This window comes from Streptomyces sp. NPDC051738 (genome assembly GCF_044453205.1).
GTDB lineage: Bacteria > Actinomycetota > Actinomycetes > Streptomycetales > Streptomycetaceae > Streptomyces.
Genome location: NZ_JBITCM010000003.1, coordinates 1 through 20,105, shown reverse-complemented (window position 1 = coordinate 20,105; position 20,105 = coordinate 1). Strand labels below are relative to the sequence as shown.

Genomic DNA, 20,105 nt, shown 5'->3' with positions numbered 1-20,105 from the left:
TCAGCGCGCGTCCTTCAAGGGGCGCATGTTCCCCTCCTGGCCGCCGAGCAGCTTGTCGATCGTCGGCTTGTACCAGTCGTACGCCGCCTCCGCCGACTTCTGCCGGGTGATGATCTCGTCGATGTTGGAGGAGTCGACCACGCCGCCGGGGGACAGGAACCAGCCGTCGGGCAGCTTGCCGTCGTGTCCGCGCACCGACTCGACCAGGATCGCCGTCGAGAGGTAGCCCTTGAGGAAGTGCTGCGGGTCGATGGCGACGAAGTTGGAGCCGTCCTCGACCGCGTCGAGGGTCTTCGGGTCGACGTCGAAGCCTGCGGTCAGCCACTTGCCGTTCTTCTGTTTCTTGATCTTGGCGAGGTTGTAGCTGTCGGCGTCGCCGACGCCGAGGAAGGCGAGCGCGTTCGGGTGCGCGTTGACCTGCGAGGACCAGGAGCTGTAGTTCTGGCCGGGGTCGCTGTACGTCTGGAAGGGGCCGATGATCTGCACGTTCGGCGCCTCCTTCTTGAAGGTGTCGGCGATGCCCTGCGCCCGGTTGTCCAGCACAGGCGTCCCCGGGTTGGGCACGCCGATGGCGACCTCGCCCTTCGGGTCGTCGCCCAGCCGCTCCAGCGCCTCCTTCGCCATCAGCTCGCCGAGCGCGTAATTGTCGTTGCCTACATAGAAGTTCACCTTGCTGCCGTCGGTGGGGGAGGTGTCCAGGGCGACGATCGGGATGCCCTTGTCCACGGCACGGGCGGCGGGGCGGGTGAAGATCGGCGGGTCGAGGTTCTCCAGGACGATGCCGTCCTTGGCGGTGGTGGTGAGGTTCTGGAAGAGCTGCACCTCGGCCGGCCCGTCGGTGTTGGGCGGGCCGACCGCCTGGAAGTCGACGTCCTTGGCGTGCGACGCGGCGCTCTCGGCGCCGAGCACCATCTCGTGGGCGAAGTTGAGCGAGATGTTGGCCACCGCGATGCCCATCTCCAGCTTGCCCCCCTCGCCACCGGCGCCGTCGCTCTCGCCGCATCCGGCGGCACCCAGCAGGACCAGGACGCCGAGGGAGGCGGCCACCGTACGGGATCGGGAGTGCATCAGGTCCTCCAAGGGGGCGGCTCACAGGGGCGGTTCGGCGGCGTCACGCCGACGCTCATTCACGGCGACGTCCGGTCCGCCGCAGCGCGCTGTCCGCCGCGACCGCGACGAGGATCACCCCGCCGGTCGCGAACGACGTCCAGTTGATGGGGACTTCGAAGAACACCAGCCCGGAGGCCACGACCGACAGGATCATCGCCCCGGCCACCGCACCGACCACCGAGCCACGTCCGCCGGCCAGCGGGGTGCCGCCGATGATGCACGCCGCGATGGCCTGCAACTCGTAACCCTGGCCCAGCGTCGGGTCACCGGCCCCGTAGAAGGCGAGCGCGAGCGTGGCGGCGCAGGCCGTGGTGAACCCGGACAGCGCCAGGGCCTGGATCCGGGTGCGGACGACCGGGATGCCGCTGAACGCGGCGGCGTCGGGGTTGGACCCGATCGCCCGCACCCGAGCCCCGAAACGGGTGCGGGCGAGCACCACGGCGAGCACAGCGACCACCGCGACCAGCACCCACAGCGCGAACGGCACCCCGCCGGGATCCCCGCCCGCGAACGTGAAGAACGAGTCGTCCAGCGGCAGATCCGTGATCTGCTTGCCGTCGGCGAGCGCCAGCCCGACACCCCGGTACAGCATCAGCGTGCCCAGCGTGACGATGAACGACGGCAGCGCCAGCAGCGTCGTCACCAGCGCGTTGAACACGCCCAGCACGGTCCCCGTGAGCAGCACCACCGGCACCGCCAACCAGGGCGGCAGGCCCTCGCGCACCACCAGGGCCCCGACGACCAGGCACATCGCGTAGGTGCCGCCCACCGACAGGTCGACCTCGCGCATGGCCAGCGCGAACACCATGCCGCACGCCATCAGGGAGATGTAGACCGAGTTGTGCGCGGTGGACAGCAGGTTGTCGGTGCCGAGGAAGTCCGGGTACGGAATCCCGATCGCGGCGATCAGCAGCCCCAGCACGAGCAGCACACCGAGTTCGTCCCGCACCAGCCGGCGTGGCATCGACCGCCGGGTGCCGCCCTCCTTTTCGGGGGCGTGCGAGGCGTCGTCCACGGCACGCTCGGTCTCGGTCATCGGGCACGGCTCCCGTACGTACGGCCTGCGCCGGTGCGGCGCCGGGGGTGTCGTCCCGCAGCGTCGGGCGCGCGGGGCCCGGCGGCAACACGGGCGTTTCAGGGAGTGGAATGCACCCTTGCCCAGCGGCTGACGGGTCATCACACTCGCCCCATGGAGACGCGTACCGCCCTGGTGACCGGAGCGGCACAGGGCCTCGGACGGGAGTTCGCCGTCGCGCTCGCCGGGCGCGGCTACCGGGTCGCCGGCCTCGACCTCGCGCCACAGCCGGAAACCGCCGGAATGATCCTCGACTACCTGGAGTTGACCGCCGACGTCACCGACGAGACCCAGGTGTGCCACCAACTGGAGCGCGTCATCGACCGGTTCGGCACGCTGCACGTCGTCGTCAACAACGCGGGCGTCTACCCGGCGAAACCCTTCGAGGACACGTCGGTCGAGGAGTGGCGCCGCGTCATGCGCGTCAACCTGGAGGCCCCGTTCCTGGTGACCCGGGCCGCGCTGCCCTATCTGAAGGCGGCCGGGTGGGGCCGGATCGTCAACATCGCCTCGGCCGCCGTGCTCACCGCGCCGCCCACGATGGTCCCGTACGTCGCCTCGAAGATGGGCCTGATCGGCTTCACCCGATCGCTCGCCGCCGCCCTCGCGCCGTACGACATCACCGTCAACGCGATCGCGCCCAGCATGGTCCGCACCGCCACCGCCGAGCGCACGGTCGGCGCGGACGGCGGCTTCGCGCACGTCCGTGACCGGCAGGCCGTACGCAGGACCCAGGAGGCGTCCGACCTGGTGTCGACACTGCTGTACGTCGTCGACGAGGGCAGCGGTTTCCTCACCGGGCAGACCCTCAACGTGTCAGGCGGATCAGCGTTCCTCTGAGTCCGTCAGCCACTCGTGCAGTTCCTCCTTCAGCGACCGCTGAAAGGTCGTCAGCAGGGCCTGCATGACGATGGGTTGCATATGGGCGGACAGGGACTTCACGTCCTGCGCGGCGCGTTCCGACACCTCGCCCCGCAGCAGCTGCGACAGTTCGTGGGCCGCCGCGCGCGAGTGCTCGATCAGGACCTTCCGCGCGGCGAGGATCGCGTCCTGGGACAGCGGTACGTCGAGGAGCTGGACGCCGAGTCTGAGCAGCCCGAGGTCGACACGGTACGAGCCGTTCTCGTGCCGTACGACGTTCATCGCGCCCAGCCGTTCGATGTCGTCGTCGCCCAGGCCCCGCCCCGCCCGCCGCTCCAACTCCTGGCGCGTCACCGTCTCCACGGTGTCCGGAGCCCAGGAGGCGACGACGGCCCGGTGGATGGCGAGGTCGTGCACGCTCAGGTCCGTCGGCAGCTGCTGCACGTACCGCTCGATGGCGGCGAGCGTCATCCCCTGCTGCTGCAGTTCCTCGATGAGCGCGAGCCGGGCCAGGTGCTCCTGCCCGTAGTGCCCCACCCGCCGGGGACCGATCACCGGCGGTGGCAGCAGCCCCTTGGTGCCGTAGAACCGGACCGTGCGGACCGTGACACCCGCCCGCGCGGCCAGCTCGTCGATCGTGAGGGTCGGCTCCTCGACGTCGATGGGTTCGGTCGTCATGTGCAGCAGTATCGCTGTCTCACCAATGCTGTGAAACCTCTGCCGCACCCTGGATGACCATGTGAGATGTCCCGCTCTGTGACGTACACCACCGCGTGCCGGTGGGATTCCGGGGAAGGTGGCCCCTTGGTCTGTGCCTTCCACCGAGGGCGCAGACCTACGTACGTCCGGACACCCGAGCGCGACCCGCTCGGGCGCACCAGAGAGTGGTACCACCCGTGAGCAAGGACGCCGTGAACACGGCCGTGGCCGCACCCCAGAGCGACGCGGCGCAGATGCCCGCGGACGCGGGCGACGCCGGTTACAGCAAGGACCTCAAGGCCCGCCACGTCAACATGATCGCCATCGGCGGGGCCATCGGCACCGGCCTCTTCCTCGGCGCCGGCGGCCGCCTCCACAACGCGGGCCCCGCGCTCGCGATCGCCTACCTGGTCTGCGGCATCTTCGCCTTCTTCGTGGTCCGGGCGCTGGGCGAGCTCGTCCTGTACCGCCCGTCCTCCGGTTCCTTCGTGTCGTACGCGCGCGAGTTCCTCGGTGAGAAGGGCGCGTACGTCGCGGGCTGGATGTACTTCCTGAACTGGTCGACGACCGGTATCGCCGACATCACCGCGATCGCGCTCTACACGCACTACTGGAGCCTGTTCACCGACATCCCGCAGTGGGTGCTCGCCCTGATCGCCCTGGCGGTGGTCCTGGCGGTGAACCTGATCTCGGTGAAGATCTTCGGCGAGATGGAGTTCTGGTTCGCGATCATCAAGGTCGCCACGCTGGTCGCGTTCATGTTCGTGGGCATCTTCCTCCTCGCCACCCAGCACGAGGTCGGCGGCCAGACCCCAGGCCTGAGCGTGATCACCGACAACGGCGGCGTCTTCCCGCACGGCATGATGCCCGTCGTCCTCGTCATGCAGGGCGTGATCTTCGCGTACGCCGCGCTGGAGCTGGTCGGCGTCGCCGCGGGCGAGACCGCCGAGCCGGAGAAGATCGTCCCGCGCGCGGTGAACTCGATCATGTGGCGGGTCGGCCTCTTCTACGTCGGCTCGGTGGTCCTGCTCGCCCTCCTCCTCCCCGGCTCGGTCTACTCGGCCGACCAGAGCCCCTTCGTCACGGTCCTGTCGAAGATCGGCGTCCCGGCGGCGGGCGACGTGATGAACCTGGTGGTCCTCACGGCGGCGATGTCCTCCCTCAACTCCGGCCTGTACTCCACGGGCCGCATCCTGCGCTCGATGGCGATGGCGGGCTCGGCCCCGAAGTTCACGGCCCGCATGAACCGCAGCCAGGTCCCCTACGGCGGCATCCTGCTCACCTGCGCGGTCTGCGTCCTCGGCGTCGGCCTGAACTACCTCATGCCCAGCCAGGCCTTCGAGATCGTGCTGAACGTCGCCTCTCTCGGCATCATCTCGACCTGGGTGATCATCATGATCTGCCACCTGGTCTTCGTCCGCCGCGCCAAGGCGGGCCTGCTGGCCCGGCCCTCCTTCCGCCTCCCCGGCAGCCCGATCACGGAGATCACCACGATCGCCTTCCTGCTGGCCTGCCTGGGCATGATGTGGAACGACCCCGAGGTCGGCCGCAAGACCCTGCTGCTGATCCCGGTGATCGCGGCGATGCTCGTCGGCGGCTGGTACGCGATCCGGCGCCGGGTCGCGAAGACGGAGGACCGGGAGCTGACCGAGCTCACGAAGTAGTTCCGAGGCCGCCGTCAGCGGCGGCCTCTACGGTGGCGCGCAGTCCAGAGCTTGTCGTCCTACGATCACGGACGCGCCCTGAAGGGGCGCGGGGAACTGCGCGACCAACCACGTACGACTCGCAGTCGACCGCCGTCCCAAGGGCCCACGGCGAGCCACCGCACCAGTGCACCCTGCACAGTGCGGTGGCCGGCGCCCGCGCCCCTAGGGGCGCGGGGAACTGCGCGACAAGCCACGACGCACCCGCGGCCGCCGGACGACATGGCGTGGCAAATCCAGCGGCGCGCTCAGCGCTCGTGCGTGTGCGCGTGCTCGTCCTCGTGCGCCTTGCCGCCCTCGGCCCCGTGATCGTGCACGCCGTTCGTCGCCGCGATCTTCTTCCACGACTTCGGCTGCACCGGAGCCACCGACGCCCTCGCGATCGAAGCCTCCCGCGCCGCGGGAGCACCCGGCTTCGACGGCTGGAACAGCCACGTGTCGAAGAGCGCCGCCAGCGGCTTGCCGGACACCTCCTCGGCGTACCGCTGGAAGTCGGCCACCGACGCGTTGCCGTAGGCGTACTTCTTCGTCCAGCCCTTGAGGATCGCGAAGAACGCCTCGTCCCCGATCTCGTTGCGCAGCGCCTGCAGGGTCAGCGCGCCCCGGTCGTAGACCGCGATGTGGAACTGGTTCTCCGGCCCGGGATCACCGGGCTTGACCGTCCAGAACGCGTCGTCGGCCGCACGCGAGGCGTACACGTAGTCGGCGATCTCCTGCGCCGTCCCCTCGCCCTCGTGCTCCGACCACAGCCACTGCGCGTACCGCGCGAAGCCCTCGTTGACCCAGATGTCCTTCCAGTCCTTCACGGACACCAGGTCGCCGTACCACTGATGGGCCAGCTCATGGACGACCACCGAGGTGTTCGACCCGTTCGCGAAGTTCGACGGGCTGTAGAACGGCCGGGTCTGCGTCTCCAGCGCGTACCCGGTGTCGGTGTTCGGCACATAGCCGCCGAGCGCGTTGTAGGGGTACGGCCCGAAGTACCCGGCCAGCCAGTCCGCGATCTCCCCGGTCCGCTCGATGCTCGCCCGCGCCGCGCCGGAGTGTGCGCCCAGGTCCTTGCTGTAGGCGTTGACGACCGGAATGCCGCTCTCGGTCGTCCCCGTGGTCACGTCGAACTTGCCGACCGCGAGCGTGGCGAGATAGGTCGCCTGCGGCTTGTCCGAGCGCCAGTTGTAGCGGGTCCAGCCCACCCGTGAACTCGTCGACTGCAGCGTGCCGTTGGAGATCGCCTGCGTGCCGTCCGGGACCAGCACGGAGACGTCGTACGTCGCCTTGTCGAGCGGGTGGTCGTTGCTGGGGAACCACCACCAGGCGGCCTCGGGCTCGTTCGCCCCGACTCCGCCGTCCGGCGTACGGTGCCAACTGGTGAAGCCGTACGCCTCCTTCGAGGACGGCACCCCGCGGTAGCGCACGACGACGGTGAGGTCCGTGCCCTTGGCCAGCGGCTTCTTCGGCGTGATCTCCAGCTCGTGCTCGCCGGACGTCGCGAACGACGCCTTCGCGCCATTGACCCGGACCTCGCTGACGTCCAGCAGAAAGTCCAGATTGAAGCGGGACAGGTCCTGCGTCGTCTTCGCCAGCAGGGTCGCCGTGCCCTCCAACTCGTCCGTGGCCGGCTGGTACTTCAGCCGGAGGTCGTAGTGGGAGACGTCGTATCCGCCGTTGCCGTACGCCGGGTAGTAGGGGTCGCCGATGCCCGGAGCGCCGGGGGTGTTGCTCGCGGCCGACGCCGGGATCACCAGCATCAATGAGGCGGCTGCGAGCGCGCCCGGCGCCATGATTCTGCGGTGCACAAAAGCTCCAAGTCGTAGGGGCCCGAAGTCTGTCCGGAGCCTATTCACCACCTGTGACTCCTGTGTGTCCATGACCGCCGCTGTCACATGATCGCCATTCGGCCGACATGAGCCGACCCGCCCCAGGGACGTTTATCGGCCACGCAGGACCTCATAAGTCATCAGCCACCCCCTTCTGCACGGGAGTTGATCGATGTACCGTCCGCGCATGCCGAACCGCATGCGCTTCACGATCTGGAGATTGCTCGCGACGGCGGCCACAGCCGCGCTGATGGCCGCGTTCCTGTCACCCGCGGCGGCCCACGCCGCCCCGCGGGAGAGCAGGCCCGTCTACTCGTACGAGGACGCCATCCGCGAGGCCGTATGGGTGGACACCGGACTCGACCTCGACCGCGACGGCAAGCACGACCGCGTCGCCGTCGACATCGTCCGGCCCCGCGAGGCGGCCGCGCAGGGCCGCAGGGTGCCCGTCATCATGGACGCCAGCCCGTACTACTCCTGCTGCGGGCGCGGCAACGAGAGCCAGTTGAAGACGTACGACGCCGACGGCGACGTCGTCCAGATGCCGCTGTTCTACGACAACTACTTCGTGCCCCGCGGCTACGCCTTCGTCGGCGTCGACCTCGCCGGCACCAACCGCTCCGACGGCTGCGTGGACGTCGGCGGCCGCTCCGACATCCTCTCCGCGAAGGCCGTCGTCGACTGGCTGAACGGCAGGGCGAAGGCGTACACGACCCGCACCGGCGCCACCAAGGCCAAGGCCACCTGGACCAACGGCCGCACCGGAATGATAGGCAAGAGCTGGGACGGCACCATCGCCAACGGCGTCGCCGCGACCGGCGTCGAGGGCCTGAAGACCATCGTCCCGATCAGCGCCATCTCCTCCTGGTACGACTACTACTTCCAGCAGGGCGCGCCGCTCTACGACTCCGGCCCCGACTGGCTCTCCGACTACGTCGAAAGCACCGACGCCCGCGCCAAGTGCGGCCCCGTTCAGCAGACGCTCGTCGACGGCGCCCCGCGCACCGGCGACTGGACGCCCCTGTGGACCGAGCGCGACTACGTGAAGGACACGCGCAAGGTCAAGGCGAGCGTCTTCCTGATCCACGGCATGCAGGACCTCAACGTCCGGATGAAGCACGTCGGCCAGTGGTGGGACGCCCTCGCGAAGAACGGCGTCGAGCGCAAGATCTGGCTCTCCCAGACCGGCCACGTCGACCCCTTCGACTTCCGCCGCGCCGAATGGGTCGACACGCTGCACCGCTGGTTCGACCACGAACTCCTCGGCTACGACAACGGCATCGACCGCGAGCCGATGGCCGACATCGAGCGCCACCCCGACCAGTGGGTCACCTCAAAGGTCTGGCCCCCGCGCGGCACCGACACCACCACCCTGCGCCCCGCCAAGGGCACCCAGGCGGGCGTCGGCACCCTCGGCCTGAGCAAGGGCAAGGGCACCGAGACCTTCACCGACGACCCACAGCACAGCGAGACCGACTGGGCCGCCCACATCGACCAGCCGACTCCCGACAAGGCGGGCTTCGTGACCAAGCCGCTCACCCGCGACCTGCGCCTGGCCGGCTCCTCCGAGATCACCGTCACCGCGACCCCGAGCACCACGACGGCCCACCTCTCCGCCGTGCTCGTCGACCTCGGCCCCGACACCATCCGCGACTACGCGACCAGCGGCGAGGGCATCACCACGCTCACCGACCGCACCTGCTGGGGCGCGAGCACCACCGGCGACAGCGCCTGCTTCAAGGAGACCCAGGCCAAGACAGCCGACGTCGACTACACGGTCGTCAGTCGGGGTTGGGCCGACCTGGGCAATCACGCCTCCGATCTGCACGGCGCACCGCTCACCCCGGGCAAGGCGTACACCATGACCCTCGATCTGGCGGCCACCGACCACGTCGTCCCGGCCGGCCACCGCCTCGCCCTGATCGTCGCGGGCACGGACAAGGACCTGATCGACCCACCGTCGACCAAGCCGACCCTGACCCTCGACCTCTCCCGCACCAAGGCCCGCGTCCCGTTCGTCGGCGGCGCCCACGCCTTCGCCCGCGCCACGGCTGGCTCCGTCCACGCGACTCCCCAGGCCACGCCCCTCGACGGCGTGACCGCACCCCGCACCACCCACCGCATCCCGGAGGGAGGCCGGTGACCCGCATCCGAGCCGTCACCGTCATCGCGGCGGCCTTCGCCGCATCCGTCGTCGCCGTCCCCGCCCACGCCACCGACTCCCCGCCCCGCACGGGCTTCGAGCAGTCGAACGGCGCCGCCTGGACGGGGGAGTCCGACGAACAGGGCTTCCTCGCGGCCGTCGACAAGGCGAGCGACCGCGTCTCCGTCGCCCGCATCGGTACGACGAAACAGGACCGCCCGCTCCAACTGGTGCGCATCGGCACGCGCCCCGCCGCCAACAAGGTGCTCCTCATCTGCAGCCAGCACGGCGACGAGCCCTCCGGCCGCGAGGCCTGCCTGTCCACGATCCGCGACCTGGCCTACGCGAAGGACCGGCAGACCCGGCGCTTCCTGGAGCGCACCACCCTGCTGGTCGTGCCCACCGCCAACCCCGACGGCCGGGTCGCCGACACCCGCGGCAACAGCGACGGCGTGGACGTCAACCGCGACCACCTCGCGCTCCAGACCGCCGAGGGCCGGGCCATGGCCGCGGTCATCCGCGACCAGCGCCCCGACGTGGTCTACGACCTGCACGAGTACGGCGCCACACCCCAGTACTACGACAAGGACCTGTTCGACCTGTGGCCGCGCAACCTCAACACGGACGCGCACGTCCACGACGAGGCCCAGGCCCTGTCCGAGTCGTACGTACGCCCCGCCGCCACCAGCGCCGGCTACTCGACCGGCACGTACGGCATCTGGACCGACCCCGTCACCGGCGACCCGATCAAGCAGGTCGCCGGCGACGGCCAGGAACGCATCCTGCGGAACATGTCCGGCGTCAAGCACTCGGTCGGCCTGCTGATCGAGAGCCGGGTCGATCCGCTCACGGACGCGGAGAAGACCGACGAGGCCCTCAACAACCGGCGCCGGGTGCACTCCCAACTCGCCGCACTGGAGGGCCTGTTCGACTTCACGGACGCCCGTCGCGGTCAGGTCGAGGCGGCGACCGGTCTGGCCCGGCTGGCGGGCTACGCCGACACCGGACCCGTGTACGTCGGCGGCGCCGACAACGACCCGGCCGAACCGGCCGAGGTGATCCAGGACCCGCCCTGCGGCTACCGGCTCACCACCGACCAGTACGCCCAGGTCAAGGACGAACTCGCCCTGCACGGAGTGAGGACACACGGCACCTACGTCCCGCTCCGCCAGCCGCTGCGCGCCCTCGTCCCGCTGCTCCTCGACGAGCGGGCCCCGTACCACCTCACGGCGGGAGAACCCGACACCGACTGCTGAAACGGCTGAGATCGACGGGATCTGTGGTAGGTCCTGGAAGACGACGTGGAACCGGCGTATCCACCGTTCACCGGGGAAGGTGCCGCTGATGACCGAAGATCTGAAGAAGAGAGGTGGTGGGGACGTTCCTCCGGACGCTCCTCACCACCGCAGCACGGACCGAGTGGTGTTCGGCGTCACCGCCGCCATCACTGTGGCCTTCGTGATCTGGGGCTGGGCGGCCACGGACTCGCTGGAGAGCGTGTCCACGAAGATGCTGAACGGCCTGATCCACAACGGCGGCTGGGCCTTCATACTGGCCGCCTCGGGCTTCGTGGTGTTCGCGCTGTGGCTCGCGATCAGCCGCTACGGCCGTATCCACCTCGGCGCCGAAGGCGAAGAGCCCGAGTTCAAGACCGTCTCCTGGGTCGCGATGATGTTCAGCGCCGGCATGGGAATCGGCCTGATGTTCTACGGCGTCAGCGAGCCGCTCGCGCACTACAACACCCCGCCACCGGGCACCAACCCCGCCGACTCCGCCGAACGCATGGAGACGGCGATGGCGACCACCCTCTTCCACTGGACGCTGCACCCCTGGGCGATCTACGCGGTGGTCGGACTCGGCATCGCCTACAGCACCTTCCGCAAACGCCGGCGCCAGACCATCAGCGCGGTCTTCACGCCGTTGATCGGCGAGAAGCACGCGAACGGCACCGCCGGGCGGGTGATCGACATCCTCGCGATCATCGCCACCGTCTTCGGCTCCGCCGCCTCCCTGGGCCTCGGCGCGCTCCAGATCGGCTCCGGGTTCGAGGAGCTGGACTGGATGGACGAGGCGAATACCGGCCTGCTCGTCTCGATCATCGCCGTACTGACCCTGGCCTTCGTCGCCTCGGCCGTCTCCGGCATCGAGCGGGGCATCCAGTGGCTGTCCAACACCAACATGGTGCTCGCGCTGATCCTCGCGCTCTTCGTGTTCATCGCGGGCCCGACGATCATCGTCCTCGACCTGCTGCCCACGTCGATCTTCTCCTACCTCGGCGATCTGCCCCAGCTCGCAGGCCGCACCGAGGCCAGCGGAGGCGAGGGCGTCGCGGACTGGCTCGGCAGCTGGACCGTCTTCTACTGGGCCTGGTGGATCTCCTGGACGCCCTTCGTCGGCATGTTCATCGCCCGTATCAGCCGGGGCCGCACCATCCGGCAGTTCGTCGGCGGCGTCATCCTCGTGCCCAGCACGGTCAGCCTCGTCTGGTTCGCGATCTTCGGCGGTACGGCGATGAAGGTGAAGGAGGGTGGCGGGCTCGGCGGTGAGGAGACTCCCGAGGGCCAGCTCTTCGGCCTCCTCCAGGAGTTCCCCATCGCGACCGCCACCAGCCTGCTCGTGATGATCCTGGTCGGCATCTTCTTCGTCTCGGGAGCCGACGCCGCCTCCATCGTCATGGGCACGCTCTCGCAGAAGGGCGCCCTGGAACCCGGCCGCTTCGTCGTCGTGTTCTGGGGTGTGGTGACCGGAGCCGTCGCCGCCATCATGCTGCTCGTCGGCAGCGGTCAGGGCGACGCGCTCACCGGCCTGCAGAACCTCACGATCCTGGCCGCGGCGCCCTTCGTCCTCGTGATGATCGGCATGTGCGTCGCCCTCATGCGCGACCTGCGCCGGGACCCGGTCATCGTGCGCACCGAGATGGGCTCCGAGGCCGTAGAAATGGCCGTGATCGAGGGCCACAGGAAGTACGACGGCGAGTTCGAGATCAAGGTCGGGCCGGGCCCGGGCACAGGAGCGGAGGGCGACCCACTGGGCCACGACCACGCCTGACGGCGCACGCAGGCCTCGCCCACCTGTTCGCTTCCCAGGGCGGGACGTAGCGGAATATGTCATGCCGCGCTCATATCGGTCCCGCCCTGGGGATACTCACAGCATGTCTGCCGAGTACGCGACCTTCGGCCTGGCACCGGCGATGCGTGCCGGTGGCGTCCTGGCCAACGGTGACTACCAAGTGCACCGGGACTTCGTGGACTTCATCGTCGACGGACGCCCGCTGCTGTTCCAGCTCTCCGACCTCGACGCCGTCTCCCCGCTCGCCTCCGACGTCCCGCCCGCCATCTTCACCGCACAGGTCCGCAGCCTGCTCCTGGAGGCGGAGGCCCCGCTTCCAGGCAGCCGGTACGTCATATACGGCTGCCCCGAGTGCGCCGACCTCGCCTGCGGTGCCGTCACCGCGGTCATCGACCAGGACGGCGACGACTACATCTGGCAGGACTTCGCCTGGCAGACCGACGAACACGCCGACCTGGAGCTCAACGGCTACCACGGCATCGGTCCGTTCCGCTTCCAAGGCGCCCAGTACCGCGCGGCACTGGGCTCCCTGCTCGACCACGACACCGACACTCCACGCCGCAGGGTGCTCCTCATCGGCGCCCGCGTCGCCCTCCTGGCCAAGCTCGCCGCCGCCCTGCGCACCATCGGCATCGGCGCCGACATCACCCACGACGTGAGCGGCGTCGCCACCGACGAGCTGCGGGCCTACGGCGCCGTCGCCTTCGGCCGCGGGATCGGCGAGGAGCAGCGCGCCGCCGTACACCACGCCTTCGCGGACGCCCGCGTCGACGTGTCGTACGTCGACGGCCTCGCGCCCATCGTGCCGTTGCTGGTCGCCCAGATCGAACACGCCCTGGACCGCAGCCCGCTCGAACAGCGTCGCCTGACCCGCCTGGTGGCCGCCGACGGCGAGGCGGGCCTGGAGGTCACCTCCCCCTGCCGGGTCCGCCTCACCGCCTACCGCCTCGACCGCCTCTACCGCACCCACACCCACGAGGTCTTCGACGGCATCCTGGAACCGGGCCGCCACCGCATCGCGCTGGACGCGAAGGCGGTGAGGGGGGAGTCGTTCGTGGTGGCGCGGACTTCGGGGAGTGTGCTGGTGGAGGCCATGGCGCGGTAGCGCTCCGCTTGGGCCGCGATGGAACGGAGGTGGGTGCCGCTGAATGCCGTCAGCCGTCCGCGGGCTCACAGTGGCTGGTCGCGCCCACGCGGCGGAGCCGCATATCGATACAGCCCCGCGCCCCTGAGGGCGTTGCCGCCCCCGGCGATCTCGCGCGCCGGAAACCTCGGCGCGTCCGAGGTGGCGCGGCCATTAGGATCGCCCCTTGTGACTGCCACCCTCGTCGCCAAGAACCTCGCCGCCGGGCACGGCGACCGTTCCCTGTTCAGCGGGCTCGACCTCGTCGTCGCGCCCGGAGACGTGATCGGCCTGGTCGGGGCCAACGGCGCGGGGAAGTCCACGCTGCTCCGCCTGCTCGCCGGGCTGAGCGCCCCGGAGGAGGGAGATCTGCGGCTGTCTCCGCCCACGGCGACCGTCGGTCACCTCCCGCAGGAGCCGGAGCGGCGCCCCGGCGAGACCGTACGGCAGTTCCTGGCCCGCCGTACCGGAGTCGCCGGGGCCCAGCGCACGATGGACGAGGCGACGCAGGCCCTCGTCGACGGGGCGCCCGGCGCGGACGACGCGTACGCGACGAGCCTGGAGCGCTGGCTCGACCTGGGCGGCGCCGACCTGGACGAGCGGGCGGAGGAGATCGCCGACTCGCTGGGCCTGGCCGTGGACCTGGACCAGCCGATGACGTCCCTGTCGGGAGGCCAGGCGGCACGCGCCGGACTCGCCTCGCTCCTGCTGTCGCGCTACGACATCTTCCTGCTCGACGAGCCGACGAACGACCTCGACCTCGACGGCCTGGAGCGCCTCGAACGCTTCGTCGCCGGCCTGCGCGCCGGCACGGTGGTCGTCAGCCATGACCGCGAGTTCCTCACCCGCACGGTCACCAAGGTCCTCGAACTCGACCTCGCCCAGGGGCAGATCAACCTCTACGGCGGCGGCTACGAGGCCTACCTTGAGGAGCGCGACGTGGCCCGCCGCCACGCCCGCGACGACTTCGACGAGTACGCCGACAAGAAGGCCGCCCTCCAGGACCGGGCGCAGATGCAGCGCTCCTGGATGGACAAGGGTGTCAAGAACGCCCGCCGCAAGGCGAACAACGACAACGACAAGATCGGCCGCAAGTTCCGCAGCGAGGCCAGCGAGAAGCAGGCCGCGAAGGCCCGCCAGACCCAGCGCATGATCGAGCGCCTGGAGGTCGTAGAGGAGCCCCGCAAGGAGTGGGAACTGCGCATGGAGATCGCCTCGGCGCCCCGCTCGGGCGCGGTGGTCGCGACCCTACGGGACGCCGAGCTGCGACGCGGCGACTTCACCCTCGGCCCGGTGTCCCTCCAGATCGACTGGGCGGACCGGGTGGCCGTCACCGGCGCCAACGGCGCGGGCAAGTCGACACTGCTGGCCGCCCTGCTCGGCCGCGTCCCGCTGACCGCGGGCCAGGCGACCCTCGGCTCCGGCGTCCTGATCGGCGAGGTCGACCAGGCCCGCAAGCTCTTCCACGGCGAGGAGTCCCTGCTGGACGCCTTCTGCGCGGCGGTCCCGGACACGGAACCGGCGGAAGTCCGCACCCTCCTGGCCAAGTTCGGCCTCAAGGCGGACCACGTGCTGCGCTCTGCGGCCACCCTCTCCCCGGGCGAACGGACCCGAGCCGCCCTAGCCCTCCTCCAGGGCAGGGGCGTCAACCTCCTGGTCCTGGACGAGCCCACCAACCACCTCGACCTGCCGGCCATCGAGCAACTGGAATCGGCCCTGGACGCCTACGAGGGCACGCTGCTCCTGGTCACCCACGACCGCCGCATGCTCGACGCGGTCCACGTCACCCGCCGCCTGGAGGTCGCCGACGGCAAGGTGACGGAACGCTAGGCCGTGTCCGCGAGCCTCGGTCAGCCCCTGTGGCGCAGCAGCTCACAGACGAAGTTCTCCTGCACGGCGCGCAGCTTCCGCAGCAGATCCGGCTTCAGGGCCTCGCTGATCTGGGTGGTGACGGAGAAGGTCAGCGACCGGCGCCCGTCCGGCGTGGCGGCGATCAGCTGCGTGTAGCCGAGCGTGTTGCCGGTGTGCCCCAGCACCACACCGCAGCGGGTCGTGTACCGGAAGATGCCGAGACCCGCGTCGTTGCGTCCCGGCCCGGCGGGCTCGGACGACGCCCCGGGGATCCAGCGCCGCTGCTCCCGTACGACGTGGTGCCCGTACAGCCGGCCACCGGCGTACCCCCGCACGAAGCGGGTCATGTCGACGGGCGTGGAGACGATGCCGCCCGACGTCCACACCCCCGACATGCCGAGGACCTCGCTCACGTCCTCCGGCGCCGCGGGCGGGCTCACGTCGTAGCCGCGCAGATACGGCACCGGCATCCGGTAGCCCTGCGGCAGGCTGGTGCGGAGCAGGCCCAGCGGCCGGTACACCAGCTCGTCCAGCAGCCGCTCGTACCGAACGCCGGTGGCCGCTTCCGCCATCAGGGCGACGGCGATGTTGTCGGAGTTGGAGTACTGGTACCGGGTGCCGGGCCGGAACAGCAACGGCCGGTCGGCGACGTGGTCGAGCAGCCGGGGGGAGTCGAAGCGGTGCCGGGGGTCGGCCTGAAGGGTCTGTTGGAACGCCGGGGCCTGCGCGTGGTCGGGCAGACCGCTGGTGTGGTTCAGCAGCTGACGCAGCGTCACGGCGCCCCAGGCCCGCGGCAGGCGCGGCAGCCGCTCGCGCAAGGTGTCGTCGAGACGCAGGTGGCGGCGGTCGACGAGGGACAGCGCCACTGCACCGCTGAACGCCTTCGCGGCATTGGCGATGCGCATGTGGTCGCCGGGCTCCGGTCGGCGGCCCGTGGCCAGGTTCGCGACGCCGGCCCGGACGACCCGGCTGCCCAGGCCGTCGCTGAGGACGGCGATGACGCCGGGCGGGCCGCCCGGGGTGCGGACCAGGTCGTCGAGCTGGTGCTGGAGGGTGTCGTGCGGGTGCGGGTGCGGGTGCGGGTGCGGGTGCGGTCCGGGCGGCTGGGCGGCGCCCGCGCCGACAGCGGACAGCAGGACCAGGCAGACGGTGATGAGGGACACCGCCCCCAGACGGCGGCCGAGCGGGGAACGGCGGTGAGACGGTGTGGGGATCGGCATCGGCTCTCCCCGGGCGGCGGCGGACCCACGAGCGGTCCGGTCCGTCCAGCCATTCCCGCCCGGATCCGGGCAGCCGCCGCCCGCTACTGCACATGGCCCAACAGGCGGCGCGCCCCTCAGGACCGGCCGAACCGCGTCGCCAGCCCCGGGTAGTCCACGACGAAGCCGTCGTCGTCGAACGTGATGTCGCTGCGGAAGTCGCCGGACACGAAGCGAATCAGGCCCCGCCCCAGGTGCGCGTAGGCCTGCCGCGAGGGCACGACGGCCAGGTCCGGCACCGACACCCACGCCATCAGGAACTCCCGCTCCCCGGGCGCCAGATGAAGCCCGTGCCGCAGCACCGGCATCGTGTTGGTGAGCGGACACAGGCCGAGGTCGCAGTCGAGGGCGCCGTCGACGTCGGGCAGACGCCCACCGTTCGCCGTCCACCCGCCCGCACCGTCATGCCGTAGATCGAGCGTGCGCACGCCGTCCGCGGACTCGGCGGTGACATGCAGCCGGCGCGTCACGAAGCCGTCGGCCGTGTCGAGTTCGTACGAGACCCAGTACGGCTGTGGCGATGTCCCGACCGCCCGGCCGCGGGCCCGCAGGGCGTCGGCGCCGAGCTCGGTCCAGGCGGTCTCGATGCCCTTGCTCTCCGACACTTCCCAGGTGATGACCCGTGACGTCGCCATGTCATCACCCTACGGGCGAACGGGCCCGGACCCTCCGTGGCGCACAGGAGAGTCCGGGCCCGCGTGTCGCGTCAGCACCTGCCGGGAGTGTGCCGGCTCAGCGCCTGCCGGGCGTATGTCGCCTCAGCGCTTGCCCTTCTTCGGGTCGAGCAGACCCGCGCGGCGCAGTGCGTCGGCCATCGCGCTGTTGGCCGGAGGCGGCGCCTGGCGCGAGCCACCGCCACCCCCGCCACCACCGCCGCCGCTACCACCACGGCCCTGCCGCTGCTGCGGCGGCCGCCCGCCCCGCTGCCGGCGCTCGCCGCCACCGCCACCCTGCTGTCCCTGTCCCTGCGGAGCCGCCTCGTCATCGAGCCGCAGCGTCAGCGAGATCCGCTTGCGCGGAATGTCGACGTCCAGGACCTTCACCTTGACGATGTCTCCGGGCTTCACCACGTCCCGCGGGTCCTTGACGAACGTCTTCGACAGCGCGGAGACGTGCGCCAGACCGTCCTGGTGGACACCGACGTCGATGAACGCCCCGAAAGCCGCCACGTTCGTCACGACGCCCTCCAGGACCATCCCGGAGGCCAGGTCGGAGATCTTCTCGACGCCCTCCTTGAAGGTGGCCGTCTTGAAGGCGGGACGCGGGTCGCGCCCGGGCTTCTCCAGCTCCTTGAGGATGTCCGTCACGGTCGGCAGACCGAACGTCTCGTCCACGTAGTCGTTCGCCTTCAGGGACCGCAACACGCCCGTGTTGCCGATGAGGGCGGCGACCTCCTGGCCGGCCGTCTTCACCATCCGCCGGACCACCGGATAGGCCTCCGGGTGCACGCTGGAGGCGTCCAGCGGGTCGTCGCCGCCGCGGATGCGCAGGAAGCCCGCGCACTGCTCGTACGCCTTCGGGCCGAGCCGGGCGACGTTCTTCAGCTGCGAGCGGGACGTGAACGGCCCGTTGGAGTCCCGATGGGACACGATGTTCTCGGCGAGACCGGAGGTGATGCCGGAGACGCGCGCGAGCAGGGGCGCGGAGGCGGTGTTGACGTCGACGCCGACGCCGTTCACACAGTCCTCGACCACCGCGTCCAGCGAGCGCGAGAGCTTCACCTCGGACAGGTCGTGCTGGTACTGACCGACGCCGATCGACTTCGGGTCGATCTTCACCAGTTCGGCGAGCGGGTCCTGGAGTCGGCGCGCGATGGAGACCGCGCCGCGCAGCGACACGTCCATGTCGGGCAGCTCCTGCGAGGCGAACGCGGAGGCCGAGTACACGGAGGCGCCCGCCTCGGACACCATCACCTTGGTGAGCTTCAACTCGGGGTGCTTGGTGATGAGTTCACCGGCGAGCTTGTCGGTCTCGCGGGAGGCCGTGCCGTTGCCGATCGCGACCAGGTCGACCGCGTGCTCCTTCGCCAGGCGCGCGAGCTTGGCGATGGCCTCGTCCCACTTGTTGGCCGGAACGTGCGGGTAGATCACGTCGGTGGCCACCACCTTGCCGGTCGCGTCGACGACGGCGACCTTCACACCCGTACGGAAGCCGGGGTCCAGGCCCAGCGTCGCGCGCGTGCCCGCCGGGGCGGCGAGCAGCAGGTCGCGGAGGTTGGCCGCGAAGACGCCCACGGCCTCGTCCTCGGCGGCCGTGCGCAGGCGCAGCCGCAGGTCGATGCCGAGGTGGACGAGGATGCGGGTGCGCCAGGCCCAGCGCACGGTGTCCGTCAGCCACTTGTCGCCGGGGCGGCCACGGTCGGCGATCCCGAACTTGTGGGCGACGATCCCCTCGTACGACGAGGGCCCCTCGGTGGCCTCCTCGGGCTCCAGGACCAGGTCCAGGACCTCTTCCTTCTCGCCGCGCAGCATCGCGAGGATCCGGTGCGAGGGCAGCTCGGTGAACGGCTCGGCGAAGTCGAAGTAGTCGGCGAACTTGGCGCCCGCCTCCTCCTTGCCGTCGCGCACCTTGGCGGCCAGCCGACCGCGCACCCACATGCGCTCGCGCACCTCGCCGATCAGGTCGGCGTCCTCCGAGAACCGCTCGGTGAGGATCGCGCGGGCGCCGTCCAGGGCGGCCTGCGGGTCGGCCACGCCCTTGTCGGCGTCGACGAACGCGGCGGCAGCGGCGGCGGGCTCGACGGTCGGGTCACCGAGCAGCCCGTCGGCGAGCGGCTCAAGGCCGGCCTCCCGAGCGATCTGCGCCTTGGTCCTGCGCTTGGGCTTGAACGGCAGATAGATATCCTCCAGCCGAGCCTTGGTCTCGGCTCCGCGGATCTGCGCCTCAAGCTCCTCGGTCAGCTTGCCCTGTTCCCGAACCGAGTCGAGAATCGCCGTCCGCCGCTCCTCCAACTCGCGCAGATAGCGCAGCCGTTCCTCGAGCGTGCGCAGCTGCGCGTCGTCGAGCATCTCGGTCGCTTCCTTGCGGTAGCGGGCGATGAAGGGCACCGTCGAACCGCCGTCGAGCAGCTCCACGGCAGCCTTCACCTGCCGCTCCCGTACGCCGAGCTCCGCGGCGATCCTGCCTTCGATGGACCCTACGAGGGGTGTCGTCACGATCCCGACCCGCTTTCTCACTGAGGTTGCGCGGCAATTGTGGCAGGTGACACCGACAACCGTGGATCAGGGCGGCAACCCGGCAGGTCGCGACGGGTGGCACCCCTTCGAGGCCGGCCCGCCTAGGACCTGTCGTTTGGATCATCCCGGCGTCGCGGGCCCTGGCACGCACTCCCCCAGAGGGGGGACCCCCAGCGGCGTTGTCGTCGGTCGCCGACTCCCCCACGCTCGAACGAGCTC

14 protein-coding genes are annotated in these 20,105 nt (G+C 70.4%); 7 read left to right on the top strand and 7 right to left on the bottom strand.

What is annotated here, in order from left to right; genetic code table 11:
- Both ACIA8X_RS07985 and ACIA8X_RS07980 read right to left on the bottom strand, forming a co-directional pair.
- On the bottom strand, positions 1-1,068 hold the full coding sequence (locus tag ACIA8X_RS07985; RefSeq protein WP_399457989.1) for a sugar ABC transporter substrate-binding protein: 1,068 nt from the start codon (positions 1,066-1,068) through the stop codon (positions 1-3).
- A gap of 55 nt (positions 1,069-1,123) precedes the next feature.
- The gene (locus ACIA8X_RS07980; protein ID WP_393444424.1) at positions 1,124-2,146 is read right to left on the bottom strand and encodes an ABC transporter permease; all 1,023 of its coding nucleotides are present in this window, start codon (positions 2,144-2,146) and stop codon (positions 1,124-1,126) included.
- A gap of 153 nt (positions 2,147-2,299) precedes the next feature.
- Between ACIA8X_RS07980 and ACIA8X_RS07975 the strand changes: the two genes are divergently transcribed.
- The gene (locus tag ACIA8X_RS07975; protein WP_399457988.1) at positions 2,300-3,025 is read left to right on the top strand and encodes an SDR family NAD(P)-dependent oxidoreductase; all 726 of its coding nucleotides are present in this window, start codon (positions 2,300-2,302) and stop codon (positions 3,023-3,025) included.
- Here ACIA8X_RS07975 and ACIA8X_RS07970 read toward each other — a convergent pair.
- Complete coding sequence (locus ACIA8X_RS07970; RefSeq protein WP_399457987.1) at positions 3,011-3,724, bottom strand: MerR family transcriptional regulator; 714 nt, start codon at positions 3,722-3,724, stop codon at positions 3,011-3,013. The genes ACIA8X_RS07975 and ACIA8X_RS07970 overlap by 15 nt on opposite strands.
- Positions 3,725-3,942: 218 nt before the next feature.
- Between ACIA8X_RS07970 and ACIA8X_RS07965 the strand changes: the two genes are divergently transcribed.
- Positions 3,943-5,409, top strand: a complete 1,467-nt coding sequence (locus tag ACIA8X_RS07965; protein WP_393444418.1) for an amino acid permease — start codon at positions 3,943-3,945, stop codon at positions 5,407-5,409.
- 287 nt (positions 5,410-5,696) lie between these two features.
- On the opposite strand, the gene ACIA8X_RS07960 is transcribed toward ACIA8X_RS07965, so the two are convergent.
- The gene (locus ACIA8X_RS07960; RefSeq protein WP_399457986.1) at positions 5,697-7,244 is read right to left on the bottom strand and encodes a M1 family metallopeptidase; all 1,548 of its coding nucleotides are present in this window, start codon (positions 7,242-7,244) and stop codon (positions 5,697-5,699) included.
- A gap of 208 nt (positions 7,245-7,452) precedes the next feature.
- Here ACIA8X_RS07960 and ACIA8X_RS07955 point away from each other — a divergent pair, with 208 nt between their 5' ends.
- The 5 genes from ACIA8X_RS07955 (at position 7,453) to ACIA8X_RS07935 (ending at position 15,430) form a co-directional block, all read left to right on the top strand.
- Positions 7,453-9,408, top strand: coding sequence for a Xaa-Pro dipeptidyl-peptidase (locus ACIA8X_RS07955; RefSeq protein ID WP_399457985.1), 1,956 nt, complete (start codon positions 7,453-7,455; stop codon positions 9,406-9,408).
- Complete coding sequence (locus ACIA8X_RS07950) at positions 9,405-10,664, top strand: M14 family metallocarboxypeptidase (protein WP_399457984.1); 1,260 nt, start codon at positions 9,405-9,407, stop codon at positions 10,662-10,664. The genes ACIA8X_RS07955 and ACIA8X_RS07950 overlap by 4 nt, the downstream gene beginning before the upstream one ends.
- Before the next feature lie 88 nt (positions 10,665-10,752).
- Positions 10,753-12,456 carry a BCCT family transporter gene (locus tag ACIA8X_RS07945; protein ID WP_393444409.1) on the top strand — a complete coding sequence of 568 codons (1,704 nt, stop codon included), beginning with the start codon at positions 10,753-10,755 and terminating at the stop codon, positions 12,454-12,456.
- Positions 12,457-12,559: 103 nt separating this feature from the next.
- On the top strand, positions 12,560-13,582 hold the full coding sequence (locus tag ACIA8X_RS07940) for an oxidoreductase (protein ID WP_399457983.1): 1,023 nt from the start codon (positions 12,560-12,562) through the stop codon (positions 13,580-13,582).
- A 207-nt stretch (positions 13,583-13,789) separates the two neighbouring features.
- Entirely contained in the window at positions 13,790-15,430 is a 1,641-nt protein-coding gene (locus ACIA8X_RS07935; protein WP_399457982.1) for an ABC-F family ATP-binding cassette domain-containing protein, read from the top strand.
- A gap of 20 nt (positions 15,431-15,450) precedes the next feature.
- Here ACIA8X_RS07935 and ACIA8X_RS07930 read toward each other — a convergent pair whose 3' ends face one another.
- The 3 genes from ACIA8X_RS07930 to ACIA8X_RS07920 form a co-directional block, all read right to left on the bottom strand.
- A complete protein-coding gene (locus ACIA8X_RS07930) occupies positions 15,451-16,671 on the bottom strand; it encodes a serine hydrolase domain-containing protein (protein ID WP_399457981.1) in 1,221 nt (406 codons plus the stop codon).
- Positions 16,672-16,787: 116 nt separating this feature from the next.
- Complete coding sequence (locus tag ACIA8X_RS07925) at positions 16,788-17,345, bottom strand: putative glycolipid-binding domain-containing protein (RefSeq protein ID WP_393444400.1); 558 nt, start codon at positions 17,343-17,345, stop codon at positions 16,788-16,790.
- Positions 17,346-17,468: 123 nt separating this feature from the next.
- On the bottom strand, positions 17,469-19,865 hold the full coding sequence (locus ACIA8X_RS07920; RefSeq protein ID WP_393444398.1) for a Tex family protein: 2,397 nt from the start codon (positions 19,863-19,865) through the stop codon (positions 17,469-17,471).
- Positions 19,866-20,105: the final 240 nt, after the last annotated feature.

What these genes read in the sequence shown, in the direction of transcription:
- ACIA8X_RS07940 (WP_399457983.1), top strand. Translation starts at nt 12,560, where the DNA reads ATGTCTGCCGAGTACGCGACCTTCGGCCTGGCACCGGCGATGCGTGCC.
- ACIA8X_RS07925 (WP_393444400.1), bottom strand. Translation starts at nt 17,345, where the DNA reads ATGGCGACGTCACGGGTCATCACCTGGGAAGTGTCGGAGAGCAAGGGC.
- ACIA8X_RS07955 (WP_399457985.1), top strand. Translation starts at nt 7,453, where the DNA reads ATGCCGAACCGCATGCGCTTCACGATCTGGAGATTGCTCGCGACGGCG.
- ACIA8X_RS07975 (WP_399457988.1), top strand. Translation starts at nt 2,300, where the DNA reads ATGGAGACGCGTACCGCCCTGGTGACCGGAGCGGCACAGGGCCTCGGA.
- ACIA8X_RS07945 (WP_393444409.1), top strand. Translation starts at nt 10,753, where the DNA reads ATGACCGAAGATCTGAAGAAGAGAGGTGGTGGGGACGTTCCTCCGGAC.
- ACIA8X_RS07970 (WP_399457987.1), bottom strand. Translation starts at nt 3,724, where the DNA reads ATGACGACCGAACCCATCGACGTCGAGGAGCCGACCCTCACGATCGAC.
- ACIA8X_RS07930 (WP_399457981.1), bottom strand. Translation starts at nt 16,671, where the DNA reads ATGCCGATCCCCACACCGTCTCACCGCCGTTCCCCGCTCGGCCGCCGT.
- ACIA8X_RS07980 (WP_393444424.1), bottom strand. Translation starts at nt 2,146, where the DNA reads ATGACCGAGACCGAGCGTGCCGTGGACGACGCCTCGCACGCCCCCGAA.
- ACIA8X_RS07985 (WP_399457989.1), bottom strand. Translation starts at nt 1,068, where the DNA reads ATGCACTCCCGATCCCGTACGGTGGCCGCCTCCCTCGGCGTCCTGGTC.